A 15,707-nucleotide genomic window follows, 5' to 3' on the forward strand; every position below is an offset into this window, starting at 1 on the left:
GCGTCGCCCAGGCCGCTCAGAGGCCCGCGCGCCCTGCGCGAGGCCCACGCCCAGTAGGCCCGCCCCGCCTCACCCCGCCCCGCCTCACCCCGTCGCGTCCACCAGCGCCAGCTCGTGCAGCCGCTCCGGCGGGCCGGGGCGGGCGTAGTACCAGCCCTGTGCGGTGTCGCAGCCCAGTATCCGCAGCTGCTCGGCCTGCGCGCCGGTCTCCACGCCCTCCACCGTCACCGCGAGGTTCAGGCCATGGGCGAGCGAGACGATCCCCTCGACGATCTTGAGGTCGACGGGGTCCGCCGGGAACTGCTGCATGCTCTGCGTGAAGGAACGGTCGAGCTTGAGGATGCTCACCGGCAGACGGCGCAGGTTCGCGAGGTTCGAGTAGCCCGTGCCGAAGTCGTCCAGGGCGATGTCGACGCCCATCTCGGCGAGCTGCCGCAGCGGCTTCAGCAGGTCGTCGTCCGCGCCGATCAGCGCCGACTCGGTCACCTCCAGGCAGAGGACGTCGGGTTGTACGCCCGCACGCTCCAGGATGTCCACGGTGTCCTGGACCAGTCCGGGGTGGGTGAGCTGGCAGGGCGAGAGGTTGACGTTGATCCGCAGCGGGCCGGCCTCGTCGTGGCGCTCCTGCCAGGCGCGGGCCTGGCGCACCGACTGTTCGAGGACCCAGCGGCCCAGCGGCACGATCAGTCCGGTGTGCTCGGCGAGCGGGATGAACTGGTCGGGGCCGAGGACGCCGTGCTGCGGGTGCAGCCAGCGCACCAGCGCCTCCGCGCCGCGCACACTGCCGTCACCGAGGTGGACCAGCGGCTGGTACTCGATGAAGAACTCGCCCCGGTCCAGGGCCGTCGGCAGGGCCGTGGTCAGTCCGTGCCGGGTGATGGCCCGGGCGTCGGCCTCGGCGTCGGCGAGCTCGAAGCGGTTACCGCCGGCCGACTTGGCCCGGTACATCGTGATGTCGGCGCTGCGCAGCACCTCCGCCGGGCTGTGCTCACCCGCCGGGCCCTCGACGATGCCGATGCTGCCGCGCACGGTCAGCTCACGGCCGTCGATGCCGACCGGAGCGAGCAGCGCGTTCATGATGCGCGCGGCGAGTTCGTCGACCTCGTGCTGGGTGTCCGGTCCGGTGGTCAGGGCCACGAACTCGTCGCCGCCGAGCCGGGCGACCATCTCGCCGGGCGCGGTCGCGCAGGACTGCAGCCGGTCGGCGATCTCGACGAGCAGCCGGTCGCCGGCCGCGTGGCCGAGGCTGTCGTTGATGGTCTTGAAGCCGTCCAGGTCGAGGTAGCACAGCCCGAACCGCTGGCCCGGACCGGCGCCCAGCGCCTTCTCCAGGCGTTCGAAGAAGAAGGTGCGGTTGGGCAGGCCGGTGAGCGCGTCGTGGGTGGCCTCGTAGCGCAGCCGGAGGTTGAGCAGCCGGCGCTCGGTGGTGTCCTCCATGAGCGCCAACTGGTACTGCGGGTTGCCGTCGGCGTCGCGCAGCAGGGAGACCGTGAGGTTGGTCCACAGGACCGTTCCGTCGGGGCGGTAGAAGGCCTTTTCGACGTGGTAGTGCTCGCGCTCGCCACGGACCAGTTCGTCGTAGAGCCGCCAGATCTGGGGCCCGTCGTCGGGGTGGGTCCACTCCTGGACCCGGCGGCTGCGCAGCGCCTGGTCGGAGAGCCCGAACATGCGCAGCAGGGCCCCGTTGACCTGGAGGACGTGGCCGTCCAGGTCGGCGATGCCGATGCCTATGGCGGCGCCCTCGAAGACCGCGCGGAAGCGCGCCTCGCTCGCGTGCAGCGCCTGCGCCACCACCCCCTGGGCCCGCAACGCCGCCTGGGCGATGGCCTCCTGCTCGGCGAGCGTCCGCTCCCGCAGCGCCGTCGCGAACCCGGCGGCCATGGCGTGCTGGATCCGGGCCGCGCGCGCCCGCAGATCCTCCTGGACGCCGTCCGCGCCGCAGTAGAGCACCAGATAGGCCTCGACGCAGTCCAGGGTGCAGGTCAGCGCGTCGGGGTCGGTGCAGTGCGCGTCGACCAGGGCGGCGCCCACCGCCCTCGCCTCGTCCGCGTCGAAGATCCTGGCACTGAGGGCCTCACTCAACCGTCGCGCCAGCGGCAGCAGCTGCTCCTCGAACTCCGGCCGGGTCGCGGACGTCGAGGTCACCGGGAAGACCGCCCGGCTCCAGATCGTCGCGAACCGCCGCAGTCTGTCCTCGGGCCCGTCCTGTTCCGCGCTCACGCCGTACGCCCCACGCCGGCGAAACCGGAGAACGCATAGGGATCCTCGTCCTCAGGCGCGGTGTCCGGCCGCCAGCGCGGCATCGGCACCAGTCCGGGTTCCACCATGTCGTACCCCTCGAAGAACCGCGCGATCTCGTCGCGCGAACGCATGATCAGCGGGTTGCGAATGTCCTTGTACACGTCCACCGCACCCTCGGCCCGCTGTGTCGGCAGCGGGATTCCCTCGTACGAGGCGTGTGTGAGCAGCAGCAGGCTGCCGGGCGCGAGCGCGTCGCGCAACTCTGCCACCGCCTCGTACGGGTCGTCCGTGTCCTCCACGAAATGCAGTATGGCAACGAGAAGCAGGGCCACCGGCCGGTTCAGGTCGATCAGGCCCCGGACTTCGGGGCTGGAGAGGATCTCCTGGGGCTTGCGGAGGTCGGCGGCGACGACGCCCGTGTCCGCGTTGCCGGCCAGGACCGCCTCGCTGTGCGCGACCGCGACCGGGTCGTGGTCCACGTACACCACACGGGCGCCGGGACGGGCCGCCTGGGCCACTTCGTGGACGTTTCCGAAGGTGGGGATGCCGGAGCCGATGTCGAGGAACTGGGTGACGCCCTCGTCGACGGCGTAGCGCACCGCGCGACGGGTGAACGCCCGGTTCGCCTGCATGATCTTGGGAAGTCCCGGCAGGAACTCCATGGCCCTGCGGGCAGCTTCCCGGTCGACCTCGAAGTTGTGCGAACCGCCCAGGTAGTAGTCGTAGATGCGCGAAACGCTCGGCACCGAAATGTCGATGCTGCGTGGGGCCCAGGCGGGACGCTCCATCTATCTCTCCAGGCGTAGGCGATCCGGTGTTCGAGCTGAGGCTACTGATCGCCCGCCAAAGGAGCGAGCAGAAACGGAAATTGACCGTCCGTTCCCGGTCACTGCCTGCGGCACGTGCCCAAGTGATTCCCCCGTACACCGACCGTGAAGCCCCTCCGCTTCCGTCACGGCAAAACGCTACGAAAAGTACGCGCGGCGTTCCGGAGCGTTCCGGGACGGACGGCGAATCGCGGCGAATTACGGCTAACCGCGCTGAATCGCAATGAATTACGGTGAACGACGACAAACCGGTCCGCCCCCTCCGTGCGGCGCGGAGGGGGCGGGACCGGTGGACCGGATGGCGTCGGTGTTACTTCTCCGGCGCTCCGATCGGCTTTCCGTCGGGTGCCGCGGCGTACCACGTGCCGCCGACGCCCTGACCGTTGGTGTCACCCGGGGCCTTGTCGCCCGCGAAGGTGTAGATCGGCCAGCAGTTGATGGTCTGCTGCTCGACGCCGTCGGGCCGGGTGAACTTCATGTAGCCCTTCTTCTGGATCCCCTTGGTGTCGTTGATGTCGACGGGGGCCACGGCCGGCCACTTCTTCAGGCAGGCACCGGTGCACGCGGAGATCGGGTCGGGCCAGGCCGTGTCCTTGAGGAACCGGTAGACCGTGTGGCCGTTCTTGTCCACGACGACCTCACCCAGTTCGGGGTCGTTACGCGTGGAGAGCCCGGCCTCGGCGGCCAGGTCGGCCTTCTTCGCCTTCTTGCCGTCCGGAGCGAGCGCGTACCACTTGCCGCCCACGCCCTGGCCGGCGACGTCCCCGGCCTTGGTGTCCTTCGCGTAGCGGTAGGCCGGCCAGCCGCCGATGGTCAGCTGCTTGCTGCCGTCCGTGCGGGTCACCTCGCCGAGCAGCGCCTTGTCGACGCCCTCGCCCGCCGCGGCGTCGTCCGCCGGGACCGGCGGCCAGGCCGTGGCGCAGTCGCCGTCACAGTTCGACTTCGGCGGCTCGGCCGTGTCCGCGTCGAAGCGGTAGAGGGTGAGGCCGCCGCTGTCGGTGAGGACGTTGCCGAGTTCCGCGTTGGTGGACACGGCCAGCTCACCCGCACCCGCCGTCTGGGTCGCGGGGCTCGTGGTGGACTGCGCCTCCCCGCCCGCCCCGACTCCGGTGTCGGTCCCGAGACCGGCGCCGGCACTGCCGTAGTCGCCCGCCGCAGCCGTCGCGCCGACGTTCTGACTGCCGGTGGACGGGGCGCTTTCCTGGCCGCACGCCGTCGTCAGCACCAGTACCGCCGCGGCGCTTGCCACGAGTGAGGCGCTCCGCCAGGAGGTGTTCATCGTCAACTCCCCATACATTCGTAGGGTGTTGCAGCGCCCTGCTGCGCCGCCGCACGACCATGAGTACGCAGGGCGGGCCCGCTTGTGTTCAACGACGTCGAAGATTTCTTTCCGAAACCTGTGTCACCGACGTTCCCTCTTTCGGGCCAATCCCCCCGTACCGGGGCGCACGGCGCCGCGTGAAGCCTCATGATCTCCGTCGTGCATCGACCCGAACCGACCCAATCCGCCCCTGCCATAAGGGCGTTCGCTCTGTTGGCACTCACCTGGCTGCTCGTGGGCGCGCCGGCCGGCACGGCGCAGGCCGACGCGTGCGCCTACGTGTCGACCGGGCCGGGCGGCACAGAGGTGGTGGCGGTCGCCGGCGGCCTCACCTGGCCGACCCCCCCGGTCTGCCCACCGCCCCCTCCCCCACCGTGCCCGACCCCGGCCCCGACCCCCACGCCTCCACCTCCACCGCCGCCCCCTCCACCCCCGCCGCCTCCGACGCCTACACCGACGCCACCGCCTCCGCCTCCGCCTCCGCCTCCGCCTCCGCCGAAGCCCACCCCCACTCCGGAGCCCCCGCCGCCGCACAAACCCACGCCGAAGCCGACGCCTCCGCCGAAGCCGACACCCCCGCCACCCCCGGCGCCGCAGCCGGCCCCGCCCCGAATGCGGCCGACCCCGCCACCCGCACCCGCACCTCCCCCGCCCCCGTCACCCACCCCGACCCCGTCGGCGAAGCCCACCCCAAGTCCCTCCGCCGCCCCGGTCACGTACCCGAGGTACAGGGCGCAGCCCCGCAAACGGACGCCCCACGGCACCACGTCACCTGTCACCTACGTCCTGCTCATCACCGCGCCCGCGGTGATCGCCGTCGCCGCACTGCGGCCGCGCTAACGCCTGATCCTGGAGGCACCCCTTGCCGGAATGGCTTGTTCTCACCCTCGCGATGCTGGCCGCCTGTGTCGTGGTGGTCGCCATCACCCTCCTACGGCACCGCAGGGCGCCCGAGGACGAGGACCCCAACGAGACGCCGGACGTCATCGAGTACATGACGATGTGGATCGGCGTGGTGTACGCCATCGTCCTGGGCCTGGCCATCGCCGGGGTCTGGGAGGCGCGCAGCGGCGCCCAGGACCATGTCCAGGCCGAGGCCCAGGCGCTGCACGAGATCTCGGAGCGGGTCCGGGTCTACCCGGCCGACGTCCGCGACCGCATTCGGGACGATGTCAACGCCTATGTCGGACACGTCGTCGACGGCGAGTGGAAGCACATGGCGGACACCGGCGAGGTCACGGAGCGGGGCACCGAGCTCCTCGGCCAGGTCCGCGCGGACGTCACCGACTACCAGCCGAAGACGGATTTCGAGGCCCAGGCCTACCAGCCGGTCCTCGACCAGATGGCCGCCGCGGACCAGGCGCGCAACGCCCGGGCGGACTCGGCCTCGCCGACCATGCCGGGCGTGGTGTGGTTCGGACTGCTGGCCGGAGCCGCCGCCACCATCGGGATGATCTTCGCGTTGCAGATCCGGCGTACACCGCGCGAGCTGATCCTCGCCGGGCTGTTCTCCGCGCTGATCGCGTTCCTGCTCTTCCTGATCTGGGACTTCGACGCGCCCTACAGTCGGGGCATCACCGCGTCGGCGGACCCGTTCCTGAGCCTCTTCCCGCACATCAAGGGCTGACGCTTCCCCGCCCGAGGCCGCGACCCGGCCGCTGAGAGCCCCTCACTCAAGGGGTCGCCGGGGGACACCCGCCACGCCGGTCCCGTCCCCCGGCCGCAGCAACGTCATCGCCCGACTGGCGCACATATGTACCCCATTCGCACGAGTGCGATCGCGCAGACGTACGCGTGTTCTTAGCGTTTCGGTCATCGAGGTGCACTTACGGCACAAGCGGAAAAAGTCCGCACCTGCTCCTCGGGGACCGGAGGAACCACCATGCGCGCGATACGCGTCGCTTCGGCCGCCCTGCTGGGCGCCTGTGCCCTGGCCCTCGCCACACCCGCCGCGTACGCGAGCAGCGAGAGCCGGGGCTTCCGCGTCAGTGTCCTGCCCGAGACGGTCGCGCCCGGAGGGCAGGTGACCCTCCATGCCACGGGCTGCGACAAGGACGTGTTCGTCTCCTCGAGCGTCTTCGACGACGTGACCATCCGCCAGGGCCGGTCCCGGGCCGTCGCCCATGTCGACTGGGACGCGAGACCGGGCAGGTTGTACGAGGTGACGTTCCGCTGCGGGACCTTCTGGCAGACCGCGGGCCTCACCATCGCCGGTGGTCGGCCGGTCGACCCCACGCCGGTGCCGGTGCAGCCATCCGGGGGCGCCCATGCCGGTGCGGGCGGCAGCCTCGCCGGGTTCGACCTCAAGGAGATCGTTCTCGGGGCCGCGCTCGTAGCGGGGTCGGTCGGGACGGCGTACCGCTTCTCCCGTCGGCGCACCGACGAGGAGAGCGGCTGACCGCGCCGCCCGCCCGCACATGACCTTCGCCCCGGGTCCCTGAAGGGCCGGGGGAAGGCCGGCGCACGGGCGGCCGGGGCTCCGAAATGCGATCCGAATGAACCCAAACGAATCCGAAACGAATCCGAACGAAGGGGTTCCGAACCGAAGGAGGTTCGGAAGGAGATTCGGACCCGCTCCTCGGACGTTCAGAGCGGTCGCTCGGATCCGATCTGCTTCTCGGAGCGGCGGCGCATCCAGAACAGCCCGCCGCCGACGAGGGCCGCGGCCAACAGCCCGCCGCCGATCGCCATGTCGGTCGGGGTCGCACCGGTGGAGCTGCCGCCGCCGAGGCCACCCTGGACGCCTCCGATGACGGTGAAGGCGGCCGGGTTCGTCAGGGTCCTGCCGGAGCAGTTGACCGTGATGCTGTGCGAACCGGGGCTCGCGTTGTTGTTGACCGTCGCGGTGCCTCTCGACGTCCCGTTGGTGCCGGGAACCGGCCTCAGGTTCGCGCTCGGGAACGCGTCCGAGGTCATGTGGCCGCCGTTGGGGCAGCCGTCGACGGTGACGGTCAGCTGACCGCCGCGGGCGATGACGCTGGGCAGAGCGACGATGTTGCTCGGGTGGACGTTCATGCCGTCCCGTGCGACGGCTGTGGGGGTGGCGAGCCCGAAGACGGCGACTGCGGCTCCGGCGGCCGCCAGGGCACGAGTAGTACGCATGTGATCCTCCGCGGAAGACGCCCCGGGAACCGTCCCCGGTGGATCGGCGAGAAAGCGCCTCCCAGAAAGACCCTCAGATGCCTTGGGCGCGGGCGCATTTCGGGAATGGTCCGTCCTGGTGAGGGGACACGCCGAACGAAAAGCACACAATCGGATATTGTCGCAGGTCACGGGCCGTCAGAAAATTCCTGTCCACGGCAACTCGGATGGCGCACCGAGGGAATCGGGGCCACCCGTTCGCTTCCGTCCCGTCGCCGCTTTTTCGCACAAGGCATAGCGTTTCCGTATGCGCGAATGACGTGGCGACGGCCGCGTCGAGAGGGGAAGTCGAATGTATGCGTCCGAATTGGCCGACCTGGCCGACGAGGAGGAGCCGCCGCGGCGGAAGCGCGCTCCCTGGGGCGTGATAGCGCTTGTTCTGCTGACCGGCCTCGCGCTCATTCGGAACGGTTCGGGAGAGTTCGACGTCGGGCCGCCGCAACCCGCGTCGGCGGCCGCCGCCCGGAGCAGCCTCGCGCCCGGCACCCTCCCGGGCACCCCCAGCCCGCTGCCGTACTCCGCACCGAACCGGGTCAGCATTCCGACGATCCGGGTCGCCGCGCCGGTCATGGCCGTCGGCCTGGCCGCGGACGGCTGGGTCGCCGCGCCGCCGCCGGAGGACCCGAACCTGGCCGGCTGGTTCACCGGGGCGGTCACTCCGGGCGAGAAGGGCACCGCGGTCATCGTGGGTCACGTCGACAACAGACAGGGCCCCGCGGTGTTCTACGGCCTCGGGGCCCTGAAACAGGGAAGTCGCGTCGAGGTCGGACGCGAGGACGGAAAGACCGCCGTCTTCGAGGTGTACGGCGTCGAGGTCTTCGAGAAGAACAACTTCCCCGGCGACCGCGTCTACGCCTCCAAGGGCGCCCCCGAACTGCGGGTCATCACCTGCGGGGGCGGTTTCTCCAAGCAGAACGGTTACGACGGCAACGTCGTCGCCTTCGCCCGCCTGGTCGAGGTGCGCTGAGCGTTCCCCGACCGGGCGGGCGGCACGGCCGCGGTTATGCGCGGCGCCGTCGCGGGACGGTGATGTGGTAGCCGGAATCCAGCAGTTGCGGCAGATAGGCGCGCAGCGCCCGGACACTCTGGGTGCGGTCTCCCCCGGCGTCGTGCGAGAGCACTACGACGCCGGGGGCGGCGTTGTGCTCCACCCGGCCGATGATGGTGCGGGTGCCGGGGGTGGTCCAGTCGAGGGTGTCGACCGTCCAGCCCAGCGGTTCCATGCCGAGTTCGGCGCCGATCTGGAAGGCGGCACGGTTCCAGGCCCCGTAGGGCGCGCGGAACCACAGCGGGCGTTCGCCGCACGCCTCCTCGATGACGTCGCTGGTGCGTTCCATCTCGGAGCGGATCCGTCTGCGGCTGAGACCGGTCAGCAGCGGGTGCGACCAGGTGTGGTTGCCGACGACGTGTCCCTCGTCGGCGATCAAGGCCACCAGGTCCTGGTGGCGTTCAGCCATCGAGCCGCACACGAAGAACATCGCGCGGACGTCGTACTCCGCGAGGGTGTACAGGATCTCGGGGGTGTAGCGGGGGTCGGGTCCGTCGTCGAAGGTCAGCACCATGGTCCGGCCGTGTCCGGACAGGCGCAGGAACGGTTCGTGCCGGACCAGGGAGTGGAGGGGCCCGGTCCGGGGCGAGCCGTACCCGGTCAGGGGCTGGAGACGGTAGGCGGAGGGATTGGGCGCGCGGTGCGCGCGGGGGCCGGCGGCGGGGAGGGCGGGCGGGACCTGCTCGCCGCCCGAGCCCAGCGCCAGCAGGCCGGCCGTGCCGGCCGCCGCGCAGGCCGCGGTGCCGGCGAGCAGCGCCCGGCGCCGTGTGAACGACGCCGCGGTCGACGACAGCCGTGTGAGCAACTGATCCTTCGTCATGACTCATGAGTCGCCCGCGGCGCCCCCGACGCACCACAGCGGCACCGGAGCGGACGCACGAAGACACCCGCTCGGCGCAGCACTCCGGGTCGGCGGCGCACCAGGGGAACAGGAGAGTCTCACCGATCGTCAGGCCGGGATCCGGCCAGCGACGGTGACCTGCTCGCCGTCCTTGACGTCGGCGAGGGCGTGGGTGCGCTCGGGGAAGCCGACGGGGTAGGGGTCGGTGCCGGCCGTTCGCAGCCGGTCGAGGGTGCGGTGCCGGACGCGGACCCGTTCGGGCAGGTCCGCGTCCGGTTCTCCGGCCCCGGCCTCCTCCCCTCCGTCGAGGCCGAGCGCCGAGAGCGACGGCAGACCGGCCGTGGTGGCCGGCCGGTGCCCGCCCTTCGAGTGCCCCTTTCTCCAGAGTTTGCGCAAGGGTCCGGTCGTCCGCGGTGCGCTGGGGGTGTTCTCTGCTGCCAAGGGGTGTTCTGCGCTTCGCCCGCCTGTGGGGAACGGGAGTTCCTGAGTCGAATGGGTGACCTTTGTGGGTGGTGCTCGTTGACTGCGGTGACGGGGTCTTCGGCCGGGTGGGGGTGAACGGATGGGTGGGCTGCGGGAGTTGGCGGCATCGTTCGTGGTGCCCGGCCCGGCTGGGGTGGCGATCAGGGACCGGCTGCGGGTGAGCGAGTCGGACGCGGCGGTCCTCGCAGAGGTGGGGATGTTCCTGAGTTCGCTGTTGGCGGGTGATCTCGCGGAGCGCTCACGGCAGGGTGTGACGCATGATGCGGCCGGGTGGGCGGTGCGTAAGCGGGAGCTGACGGGGAGGTCGTCGGCGCGTTGGGCGGGCAGTATCACCAAGGCCACGCATGACCAGTGGGCGCTGGCGAGGCGTGGGCAGGGCGCCCACATGGCCTGGCTGCGTACTCAGATCGCGGTAGTGGAGGCGCGGTTGGGCCGGCCGCTGGGCGCCAAGGCCAACAAGCGGGCCGGGCTGCTGCGCGGGGATGCCTCGCGCGGTGTGTGGCATGCCAAGTCCCGCCGCCTGCAGACCCTGAAGGACCGCCTCGCGAGAGTGGAGGCGGACTGGGTGGCGGGTCGGGTTCGGGTGGTGCGCTACACGAGCCGGTGGGGTGCCCAGCACTGGCAGAGACCACTGACCACACCGACTCGTAAGGTTTCCCGGCACGATGCCGCGAGCATCGCGGTCGGACGACGCGCCCTCGGACACCCGATCAGGCTGGGGGCACCTCCCAGGCCCTTAAGGCACTGGGGGAGGACGGCACCGCCCCACGACGACCAGAGTGATCGTCGTGGGCATCGAGCCGCCCAGGCCCGACCGGAAGCCCGGCGGCGTGAGGAAACCCGCCCCCACCTTCCCGGACCGCGCACCGGATGCGCGCCGCCGGACCGTGGAGCGAAAGCGGGCGACCAGGGTGCCCAACACCGTTCGGAGCACCCGGCTGAGCACGAGTCCTGGCAACAGAACCCACTCCCGCTCAGTCTTTAGGAACGGTGGGACCTGCGCTTTCCGATAGCCTCGCTGCCGTGATGGAACAGCACTCGCACCAGTTCGAGCGGGGCACCGACGGGCCCAAGGTCATCGTGGTCGGCGTCGACGGATCCGACTCCTCGTTCCGGGCCGCGGCGTACGCCGGTGGTCTGGCCCGGCGCCAGCACGCCCTGCTCGCCGTCGTGTACGTGCAGCCGGTGCTCGCCTCGGGCGCGGCGCTCGGCGCCCCGGTGGCCGCGACCACGGACGAGATCGCCGAGGACCTCGTGACGCAGATCCGGGAGGCGGCCGAGCGGACCCGGGGGATATTCGACGTCCGCTGGGAGTTCCACACCTTCCGCGGCGACCCCTACAACGGCCTGGTGAAGGCGGCGGACGAGTTGACGGCGGACGCGGTGGTGGTGGGCGCCTCCGAGCAGGCCGGCCACCGGATCGTCGGCTCGGTCGCGGTGCGGCTCGTGAAGGCGGGGCGGTGGCCGGTGACGGTGGTGCCGTAGTGGGCAAGGCCTACCGGCCCATCGCGAGCCCGTCCTGCGCGGCGCCCCGGCTCAGGACCACGGTCCGGATGCGGTCGCGCACGGCGCGCACGTCGGCGCCGGTGGCGAGCGCCTCGTTGAGGTTCACCACCCGCCCCGCGTCGACGTCGAACAACTGCGGGACGAACTCCGCCTTCGTGACCCGCCAGCGCTGCCCCTTCCGCTCGGGCGGCGCGAAGGTGAAACGGCCGAGGGTGGACTGGTTGCCGCGCGGGTCCTGCGCGCCCTCGTGGTTGTACGTCGCTCCGGCGATCTGGTCGCCCATCCCGTAGACGACCCAGGTGCCGTTGACTTTCTCGTACGCCTGCGGCACGTGCGCGTGGGTGCCGAGGATCAGGTCGATGTCGGGGCGTTGGCCGGTGCGGGCCGCGGTGAGCGCACGGGCCAGGGACAGTTGCCGTTCGTCGGGCGTGTCCTGCCATTCGGTGCCCCAGTGCACGGACACGACGACCACGTCGGCGCCGGCCTTCCGGGCCGCCCGGGCGTCGGCCACGATCCGTTTCTCGTCGATCAGGTTGACGGCCCAGGGCTGTCCCTGCGGGAGCGGGAAGCCGTTCGTGTCGTAGGTGTAGGAGAGATGGGCGACCTGCGCCCGGTCGGCGCGCAGCACGGTGACCGTACGGGCCTCGACCTCGGCGCGGGCCGTGCCGGCGTGCCGGACACCGGCGCGGTCGAGGGCGTCCAGGGTGCGGCGGATGCCGTCGGCACCGTCGTCGAGGCTGTGGTTGGAGGCGGTGGAGCAGCCGTCGTAGCCGGTGGTGGCGAGGGCCTTCGCCACTTGGGGCGGGGACTTGAAGGTCGGGTAGCCGGTGTAGTCGCCGTTCGCGCCGTAGACGGTCTCCATGTGACACAGCGCCAGATCGGCGCGGGAGACGACCGGTTGGATCCCGGCGAGCATCGGGCGGAAGTCGTAGCCGGTGCCGCCCGCGTCGGAGCGTGCCCGGTCGATGATGGAGCTGTGCGGGAGGACGTCGCCGGAGGCGACGAGTGTGAAGCCGCGGCCGGCGGCGGACGGCGCCGGATGTCCGGCGGACGGGGCGTGGCCCTCGGCCTGGCAGGCGGCGCCCGCCGTGAGCAGGGCCGTCAGGGCCAGGGCAACCTGTTGTCTGCGTGCAATCATCGGCTCACCCCACTGTGATCATATTTACCTACGAATAGGTACGAAGGTGGAGTCGCCCGCAAACAGCCCGCCCGCCCTCTTAGCCCGTCCGGAGCGCGCGAACGGCGGGGAGGGGCCCACCCGGGCGATACGGAGGACCGTGGCGACGCGCGGAGAGGACCGCGCGGTCCATGCGGAGGGAACCGTTCATCGAACCGTTCGTCGACGCGATCGACCGTCCGCCGCAGACCTGTGCGCCCGCCCTGTCCAGAAACGGCCCCCTGCTGTGCCATACGGCCATGACGGCCGGAATCACACTCATGAACGGGACGACCGCCGAGCACGAGCTCGCCGCACTGCAGCGGGAGCACGGCCGGCCCCTCTTCGCGCTGTTGCTCCGGCTCTGTGACGGCGACCGACAGCGCGCCGAGGACCTCGTCCAGGAAACCCTCGTACGCGCCTGGCAGCATCCCGAGGCGCTGCGCGCCGACGATTTCGAGTCCGTACGGCCCTGGCTGCTCACGGTGGGCAGGCGGCTCGCGATCGACGCACGGCGGGCCCGGCAGGCGCGGCCGCCCGAGGTCGGCGACGCCGTCCTGGAGAACGCGCGGGTGTGTGCCGACCACGCCGAGCGGGCGGCAGCGACTCTCGATGTCCGCGAGGCTGTGAAGACACTCACTCCGGAGCACCGTGAAGTCCTGGTGCTGGTGTATTTCCAGGGGGCGAGTGTGGCGGAAACAGCCGAAGTCCTCGGAATTCCACCCGGTACGGTGAAGTCCCGCGCGTACTACGCGCTGCGCGCCCTGCGCCGGGTGCTTCCGGGATACGCGACCGACCTGCGGTGAAACCAATGGCTGAGTCAAACCTCCGTAAAGCGCCTTGCCGCTGACCCCGGTTGAGTAATCGAGTGTCCCTATCCGTGTTCCGGACTGAGGACCCGGCAACGGGCGACGCGCACGCACCGGAGGAAGGCAGGAAGGGATGCTGCACAGAGGTCAAGAGAGCACGGACGGCGCCGGCGAGGGCGAACTCACCGTCCCCATGGCCTGGTTGTACGCCGAGTACATCGCCGACGAGCTGCTGCGCTCCGGCGATCTGATGCCACCGACGTCCTTCGAGTTCCGTGCCGGACGGGACGCGCTGGCGCTGACCATCTACCTGTCCGACACCGACCGTGAGCTGTCCGGCATCCAGGTCGTCTCCCAGTTGGAGAACTGGCTGTCACTGACGGCGTACGACCAGCCGTGGCAGGACTGGGTGAGCGAGCGGATGGCCGCAGTCACCGCCGAGGTGGTCGCCGTGGGCGGTCCGGCGCCGGACCTGGAACTGGCGCGGGCGGCCTGGCGCTGGCTGGAGGAGACCGAGCTGCTCGCGCCCGATCTGAACGCGGTGCCGGGCGGCGGTGCGGTGGCCGGAGAGGACGAAGGGCCTAAGGTATGGACGCCCGCGTGGCAGCTCGGGTTGCCTCTGGGACACCTCGCGATCCATCTTTTTTAATTCGTTTCGACTTGGACCAATCCTCGGGCCCGGCCGCTCCGAACCCCTTGGTTACGATTCGGTAAGCGCCTTGAATGATTCGGCTGGCTGGTGCGTACGGATGGGAGCACGGAGTAACCCCACCCGCACCCAACGGCACGAGGATTCGGCATGAGGTCCCTGGAGAGGCATCGCGACGTCGGCGCGTACGCGCTCGGCGTGCTGGACGAGGCGGACGCCTTCCGCTTCGAGGACCACCTCATGGAGTGCCCCCGCTGTGCGGCACACGTGACGGAGTTCGGGCCCATCACCCGCCAGATGATGCTCTACCGGCGGGCGACCCCGCGTGTCGTCCATCCCATGGCCCAGCCGGGCCCCCGGTTGCTGGACCGGCTGCTCGGCGAGGTCGCGGCCCGGCACCGGGCACGGCGTCGGCGCGTGCTGTACGCGGTGGCCGCGTCGGTGGTGTTCGCGGTGGCCGGGTCCGGGATCGCGATGATGGCGAGCGGCGCCGCCCGGGACAGCGGCGTGCGGGTGACCGCGACCGACGAGCGGTCGGGCGTCTGGGCGCAGGTCACCACCGAGGACGAGGCCTGGGGCAGCGACGTGGAGCTGAAGATCAAGGACGGTGCGGGGCCCCGCTCCTGCCGCCTGATCGCCATCGGCGTGGACGGCTCGGAACAGACCGTGACCACCTGGAGCGTCCCTCGCCACGACGCCAGGCCGAACACCATGCACGGCGGCTCGTCCATGCACAGCGACCAGATCGACCACTACGAGGTGCGCACAAGCGCCGGGGAGCACCTGGTGACGCTCAAATCCCCCTGACCTCTCCTCCCTACTTCAGCAGCCTGGACAGCCGGCGGTCGGCAAGGGGTTTGCCGCCGGTCTGGCAGGTGGGGCAGTACTGGAGAGAGGAGTCGCTGAAGGAGACCTCGCGGATGGTCTCGCCGCACACCGGGCAGGGCTCGCCGGTACGGCCGTGGACGCGCAGGCCGCTCTTCTTCTCGGACTTCAGGCGGCCGGCCGCCACCCCGCGGGAACGCTCGATCGCCTCGGTGAGGGTGGTGCGCAGGGCCTCGTACAGCCTCGTGGTCTCCTGTGGGGTGAGCGATGAGGTCGGTTTGAAGGGGGACATCTTCGCCGCGTGCAGGATCTCGTCGCTGTACGCGTTGCCGACGCCGGCGATCAGACCCTGGTCGCGCAGCGCGCCCTTGAGCTGGCGCCGCTCGCCCTTCAGCAGCGCGGCGAGGCGGGCCTCGTCGAAGTCGTCGGCGAGCGGGTCCGGGCCGAGACGGGCCACCCCGGGTACCTCCTGCGGGTCCTGGACGACGTACACCGCGAGACGCTTCTGGGTGCCCGCCTCGGTCAGGTCGAAGCCGGCACCGGTCTCCAGGGCGACACGCAGGGCCAGGGGGCCTTTGCCGGGGCGGGGCGGGCCGTCCGGGAGCTTGTCCTTCCAGTGCAGCCAGCCCGCGCGGGCCAGGTGGGTGACGAGGTGCGGGCCGCCGTCGGTGACGAGGTCGAGGAACTTGCCGTACCGGTGCACGGCGGTGACCTCGTGGCCCTCGACCGCGGTGAGCGGAGGGTCGTAGGTCTTCAGGACGCTGATCGCGACGGGCAGCGCCCGGACGATCTCGTGGCCGACCACGTGCTCGGTCAGGAAGTCCTTGAGCGCTTCGACCTCGGGAAGTTCCGGCATACGT

At 71.0% G+C, this 15,707-nt stretch carries 16 protein-coding genes; 8 read left to right on the forward strand and 8 right to left on the reverse strand.

The features are described 5' to 3' along the window. Positions 1 to 84: 84 nt before the first annotated feature. From OHA64_RS06560 to OHA64_RS06570, 3 genes are all read right to left on the reverse strand, one after another. Complete coding sequence (locus tag OHA64_RS06560; protein WP_405609269.1) at positions 85 to 2,220, reverse strand: putative bifunctional diguanylate cyclase/phosphodiesterase; 2,136 nt, start codon at positions 2,218 to 2,220, stop codon at positions 85 to 87. After that, on the reverse strand, positions 2,217 to 3,029 hold the full coding sequence (locus OHA64_RS06565) for an SAM-dependent methyltransferase (protein ID WP_405609272.1): 813 nt from the start codon (positions 3,027 to 3,029) through the stop codon (positions 2,217 to 2,219). The genes OHA64_RS06560 and OHA64_RS06565 overlap by 4 nt, the downstream gene beginning before the upstream one ends. A 349-nt stretch (positions 3,030 to 3,378) precedes the next feature. Next, a complete protein-coding gene (locus OHA64_RS06570; protein ID WP_405609275.1) occupies positions 3,379 to 4,347 on the reverse strand; it encodes an SCO0930 family lipoprotein in 969 nt (322 codons plus the stop codon). A 904-nt stretch (positions 4,348 to 5,251) separates the two neighbouring features. On the opposite strand from OHA64_RS06570, the gene OHA64_RS06575 reads away from it, so the two are divergent. Both OHA64_RS06575 and OHA64_RS06580 read left to right on the forward strand, forming a co-directional pair. After that, positions 5,252 to 6,016, forward strand: coding sequence for a hypothetical protein (locus OHA64_RS06575; protein ID WP_405609278.1), 765 nt, complete (start codon positions 5,252 to 5,254; stop codon positions 6,014 to 6,016). A 255-nt stretch (positions 6,017 to 6,271) separates the two neighbouring features. Then, on the forward strand, positions 6,272 to 6,787 hold the full coding sequence (locus OHA64_RS06580; protein ID WP_405609281.1) for a hypothetical protein: 516 nt from the start codon (positions 6,272 to 6,274) through the stop codon (positions 6,785 to 6,787). A gap of 188 nt (positions 6,788 to 6,975) precedes the next feature. Here OHA64_RS06580 and OHA64_RS06585 read toward each other — a convergent pair whose 3' ends face one another. After that, positions 6,976 to 7,491, reverse strand: a complete 516-nt coding sequence (locus OHA64_RS06585; RefSeq protein WP_405609284.1) for a hypothetical protein — start codon at positions 7,489 to 7,491, stop codon at positions 6,976 to 6,978. Positions 7,492 to 7,822: 331 nt separating this feature from the next. Between OHA64_RS06585 and OHA64_RS06590 the strand changes: the two genes are divergently transcribed. After that, the gene (locus OHA64_RS06590; protein ID WP_405609287.1) at positions 7,823 to 8,497 is read left to right on the forward strand and encodes a class F sortase; all 675 of its coding nucleotides are present in this window, start codon (positions 7,823 to 7,825) and stop codon (positions 8,495 to 8,497) included. A 34-nt stretch (positions 8,498 to 8,531) separates the two neighbouring features. Here OHA64_RS06590 and OHA64_RS06595 read toward each other — a convergent pair whose 3' ends face one another. Together OHA64_RS06595 and OHA64_RS06600 are read right to left on the reverse strand one after the other, a co-directional pair. Next, a complete protein-coding gene (locus OHA64_RS06595) occupies positions 8,532 to 9,398 on the reverse strand; it encodes a polysaccharide deacetylase family protein (RefSeq protein ID WP_405609290.1) in 867 nt (288 codons plus the stop codon). 129 nt (positions 9,399 to 9,527) lie between these two features. Further along, complete coding sequence (locus tag OHA64_RS06600; protein ID WP_405609293.1) at positions 9,528 to 9,815, reverse strand: hypothetical protein; 288 nt, start codon at positions 9,813 to 9,815, stop codon at positions 9,528 to 9,530. Positions 9,816 to 9,981: 166 nt separating this feature from the next. Here OHA64_RS06600 and OHA64_RS06605 point away from each other — a divergent pair, with 166 nt between their 5' ends. Beyond that, complete coding sequence (locus OHA64_RS06605; RefSeq protein ID WP_405609296.1) at positions 9,982 to 10,887, forward strand: hypothetical protein; 906 nt, start codon at positions 9,982 to 9,984, stop codon at positions 10,885 to 10,887. A gap of 38 nt (positions 10,888 to 10,925) precedes the next feature. Beyond that, positions 10,926 to 11,387, forward strand: coding sequence for a universal stress protein (locus tag OHA64_RS06610; RefSeq protein ID WP_405609299.1), 462 nt, complete (start codon positions 10,926 to 10,928; stop codon positions 11,385 to 11,387). A 10-nt stretch (positions 11,388 to 11,397) separates the two neighbouring features. Here OHA64_RS06610 and OHA64_RS06615 read toward each other — a convergent pair whose 3' ends face one another. After that, on the reverse strand, positions 11,398 to 12,546 hold the full coding sequence (locus OHA64_RS06615; RefSeq protein WP_405609302.1) for a CapA family protein: 1,149 nt from the start codon (positions 12,544 to 12,546) through the stop codon (positions 11,398 to 11,400). A gap of 278 nt (positions 12,547 to 12,824) precedes the next feature. Between OHA64_RS06615 and OHA64_RS06620 the strand changes: the two genes are divergently transcribed. The 3 genes from OHA64_RS06620 to OHA64_RS06630 all read left to right on the forward strand — a co-directional run bounded on the left by OHA64_RS06620 (position 12,825) and on the right by OHA64_RS06630 (position 14,829). Further along, positions 12,825 to 13,370, forward strand: coding sequence for a sigma-70 family RNA polymerase sigma factor (locus OHA64_RS06620; protein WP_405623880.1), 546 nt, complete (start codon positions 12,825 to 12,827; stop codon positions 13,368 to 13,370). Positions 13,371 to 13,506: 136 nt separating this feature from the next. Next, positions 13,507 to 14,022: a hypothetical protein gene (locus tag OHA64_RS06625; RefSeq protein ID WP_405609305.1), complete on the forward strand. Its 516-nt coding sequence runs from the start codon at positions 13,507 to 13,509 to the stop codon at positions 14,020 to 14,022. A 150-nt stretch (positions 14,023 to 14,172) separates the two neighbouring features. Then, on the forward strand, positions 14,173 to 14,829 hold the full coding sequence (locus OHA64_RS06630; protein ID WP_405609308.1) for a zf-HC2 domain-containing protein: 657 nt from the start codon (positions 14,173 to 14,175) through the stop codon (positions 14,827 to 14,829). 10 nt (positions 14,830 to 14,839) lie between these two features. Here the strand turns inward: OHA64_RS06630 and OHA64_RS06635 are convergent, their stop codons facing one another. Next, positions 14,840 to 15,703, reverse strand: a complete 864-nt coding sequence (locus OHA64_RS06635) for an Fpg/Nei family DNA glycosylase (protein WP_405609311.1) — start codon at positions 15,701 to 15,703, stop codon at positions 14,840 to 14,842. Positions 15,704 to 15,707 lie beyond the last annotated feature (4 nt).

The sequence above is a fragment of the Streptomyces sp. NBC_00076 genome (assembly GCF_045041235.1).
GTDB lineage: Bacteria > Actinomycetota > Actinomycetes > Streptomycetales > Streptomycetaceae > Streptomyces.

Excerpts from the sequence above, each read along its gene's own strand:
- OHA64_RS06565 (WP_405609272.1), bottom strand. The coding sequence starts at position 3,029 with ATGGAGCGTCCCGCCTGGGCCCCACGCAGCATCGACATTTCGGTGCCG.
- OHA64_RS06570 (WP_405609275.1), bottom strand. The coding sequence starts at position 4,347 with ATGAACACCTCCTGGCGGAGCGCCTCACTCGTGGCAAGCGCCGCGGCG.
- OHA64_RS06580 (WP_405609281.1), top strand. The coding sequence starts at position 6,272 with ATGCGCGCGATACGCGTCGCTTCGGCCGCCCTGCTGGGCGCCTGTGCC.
- OHA64_RS06585 (WP_405609284.1), bottom strand. The coding sequence starts at position 7,491 with ATGCGTACTACTCGTGCCCTGGCGGCCGCCGGAGCCGCAGTCGCCGTC.
- OHA64_RS06590 (WP_405609287.1), top strand. The coding sequence starts at position 7,823 with ATGTATGCGTCCGAATTGGCCGACCTGGCCGACGAGGAGGAGCCGCCG.
- OHA64_RS06595 (WP_405609290.1), bottom strand. The coding sequence starts at position 9,398 with ATGACGAAGGATCAGTTGCTCACACGGCTGTCGTCGACCGCGGCGTCG.
- OHA64_RS06605 (WP_405609296.1), top strand. The coding sequence starts at position 9,982 with ATGGGTGGGCTGCGGGAGTTGGCGGCATCGTTCGTGGTGCCCGGCCCG.
- OHA64_RS06615 (WP_405609302.1), bottom strand. The coding sequence starts at position 12,546 with ATGATTGCACGCAGACAACAGGTTGCCCTGGCCCTGACGGCCCTGCTC.
- OHA64_RS06620 (WP_405623880.1), top strand. The coding sequence starts at position 12,825 with ATGACGGCCGGAATCACACTCATGAACGGGACGACCGCCGAGCACGAG.
- OHA64_RS06625 (WP_405609305.1), top strand. The coding sequence starts at position 13,507 with ATGCTGCACAGAGGTCAAGAGAGCACGGACGGCGCCGGCGAGGGCGAA.
- OHA64_RS06630 (WP_405609308.1), top strand. The coding sequence starts at position 14,173 with ATGAGGTCCCTGGAGAGGCATCGCGACGTCGGCGCGTACGCGCTCGGC.
- OHA64_RS06635 (WP_405609311.1), bottom strand. The coding sequence starts at position 15,703 with ATGCCGGAACTTCCCGAGGTCGAAGCGCTCAAGGACTTCCTGACCGAG.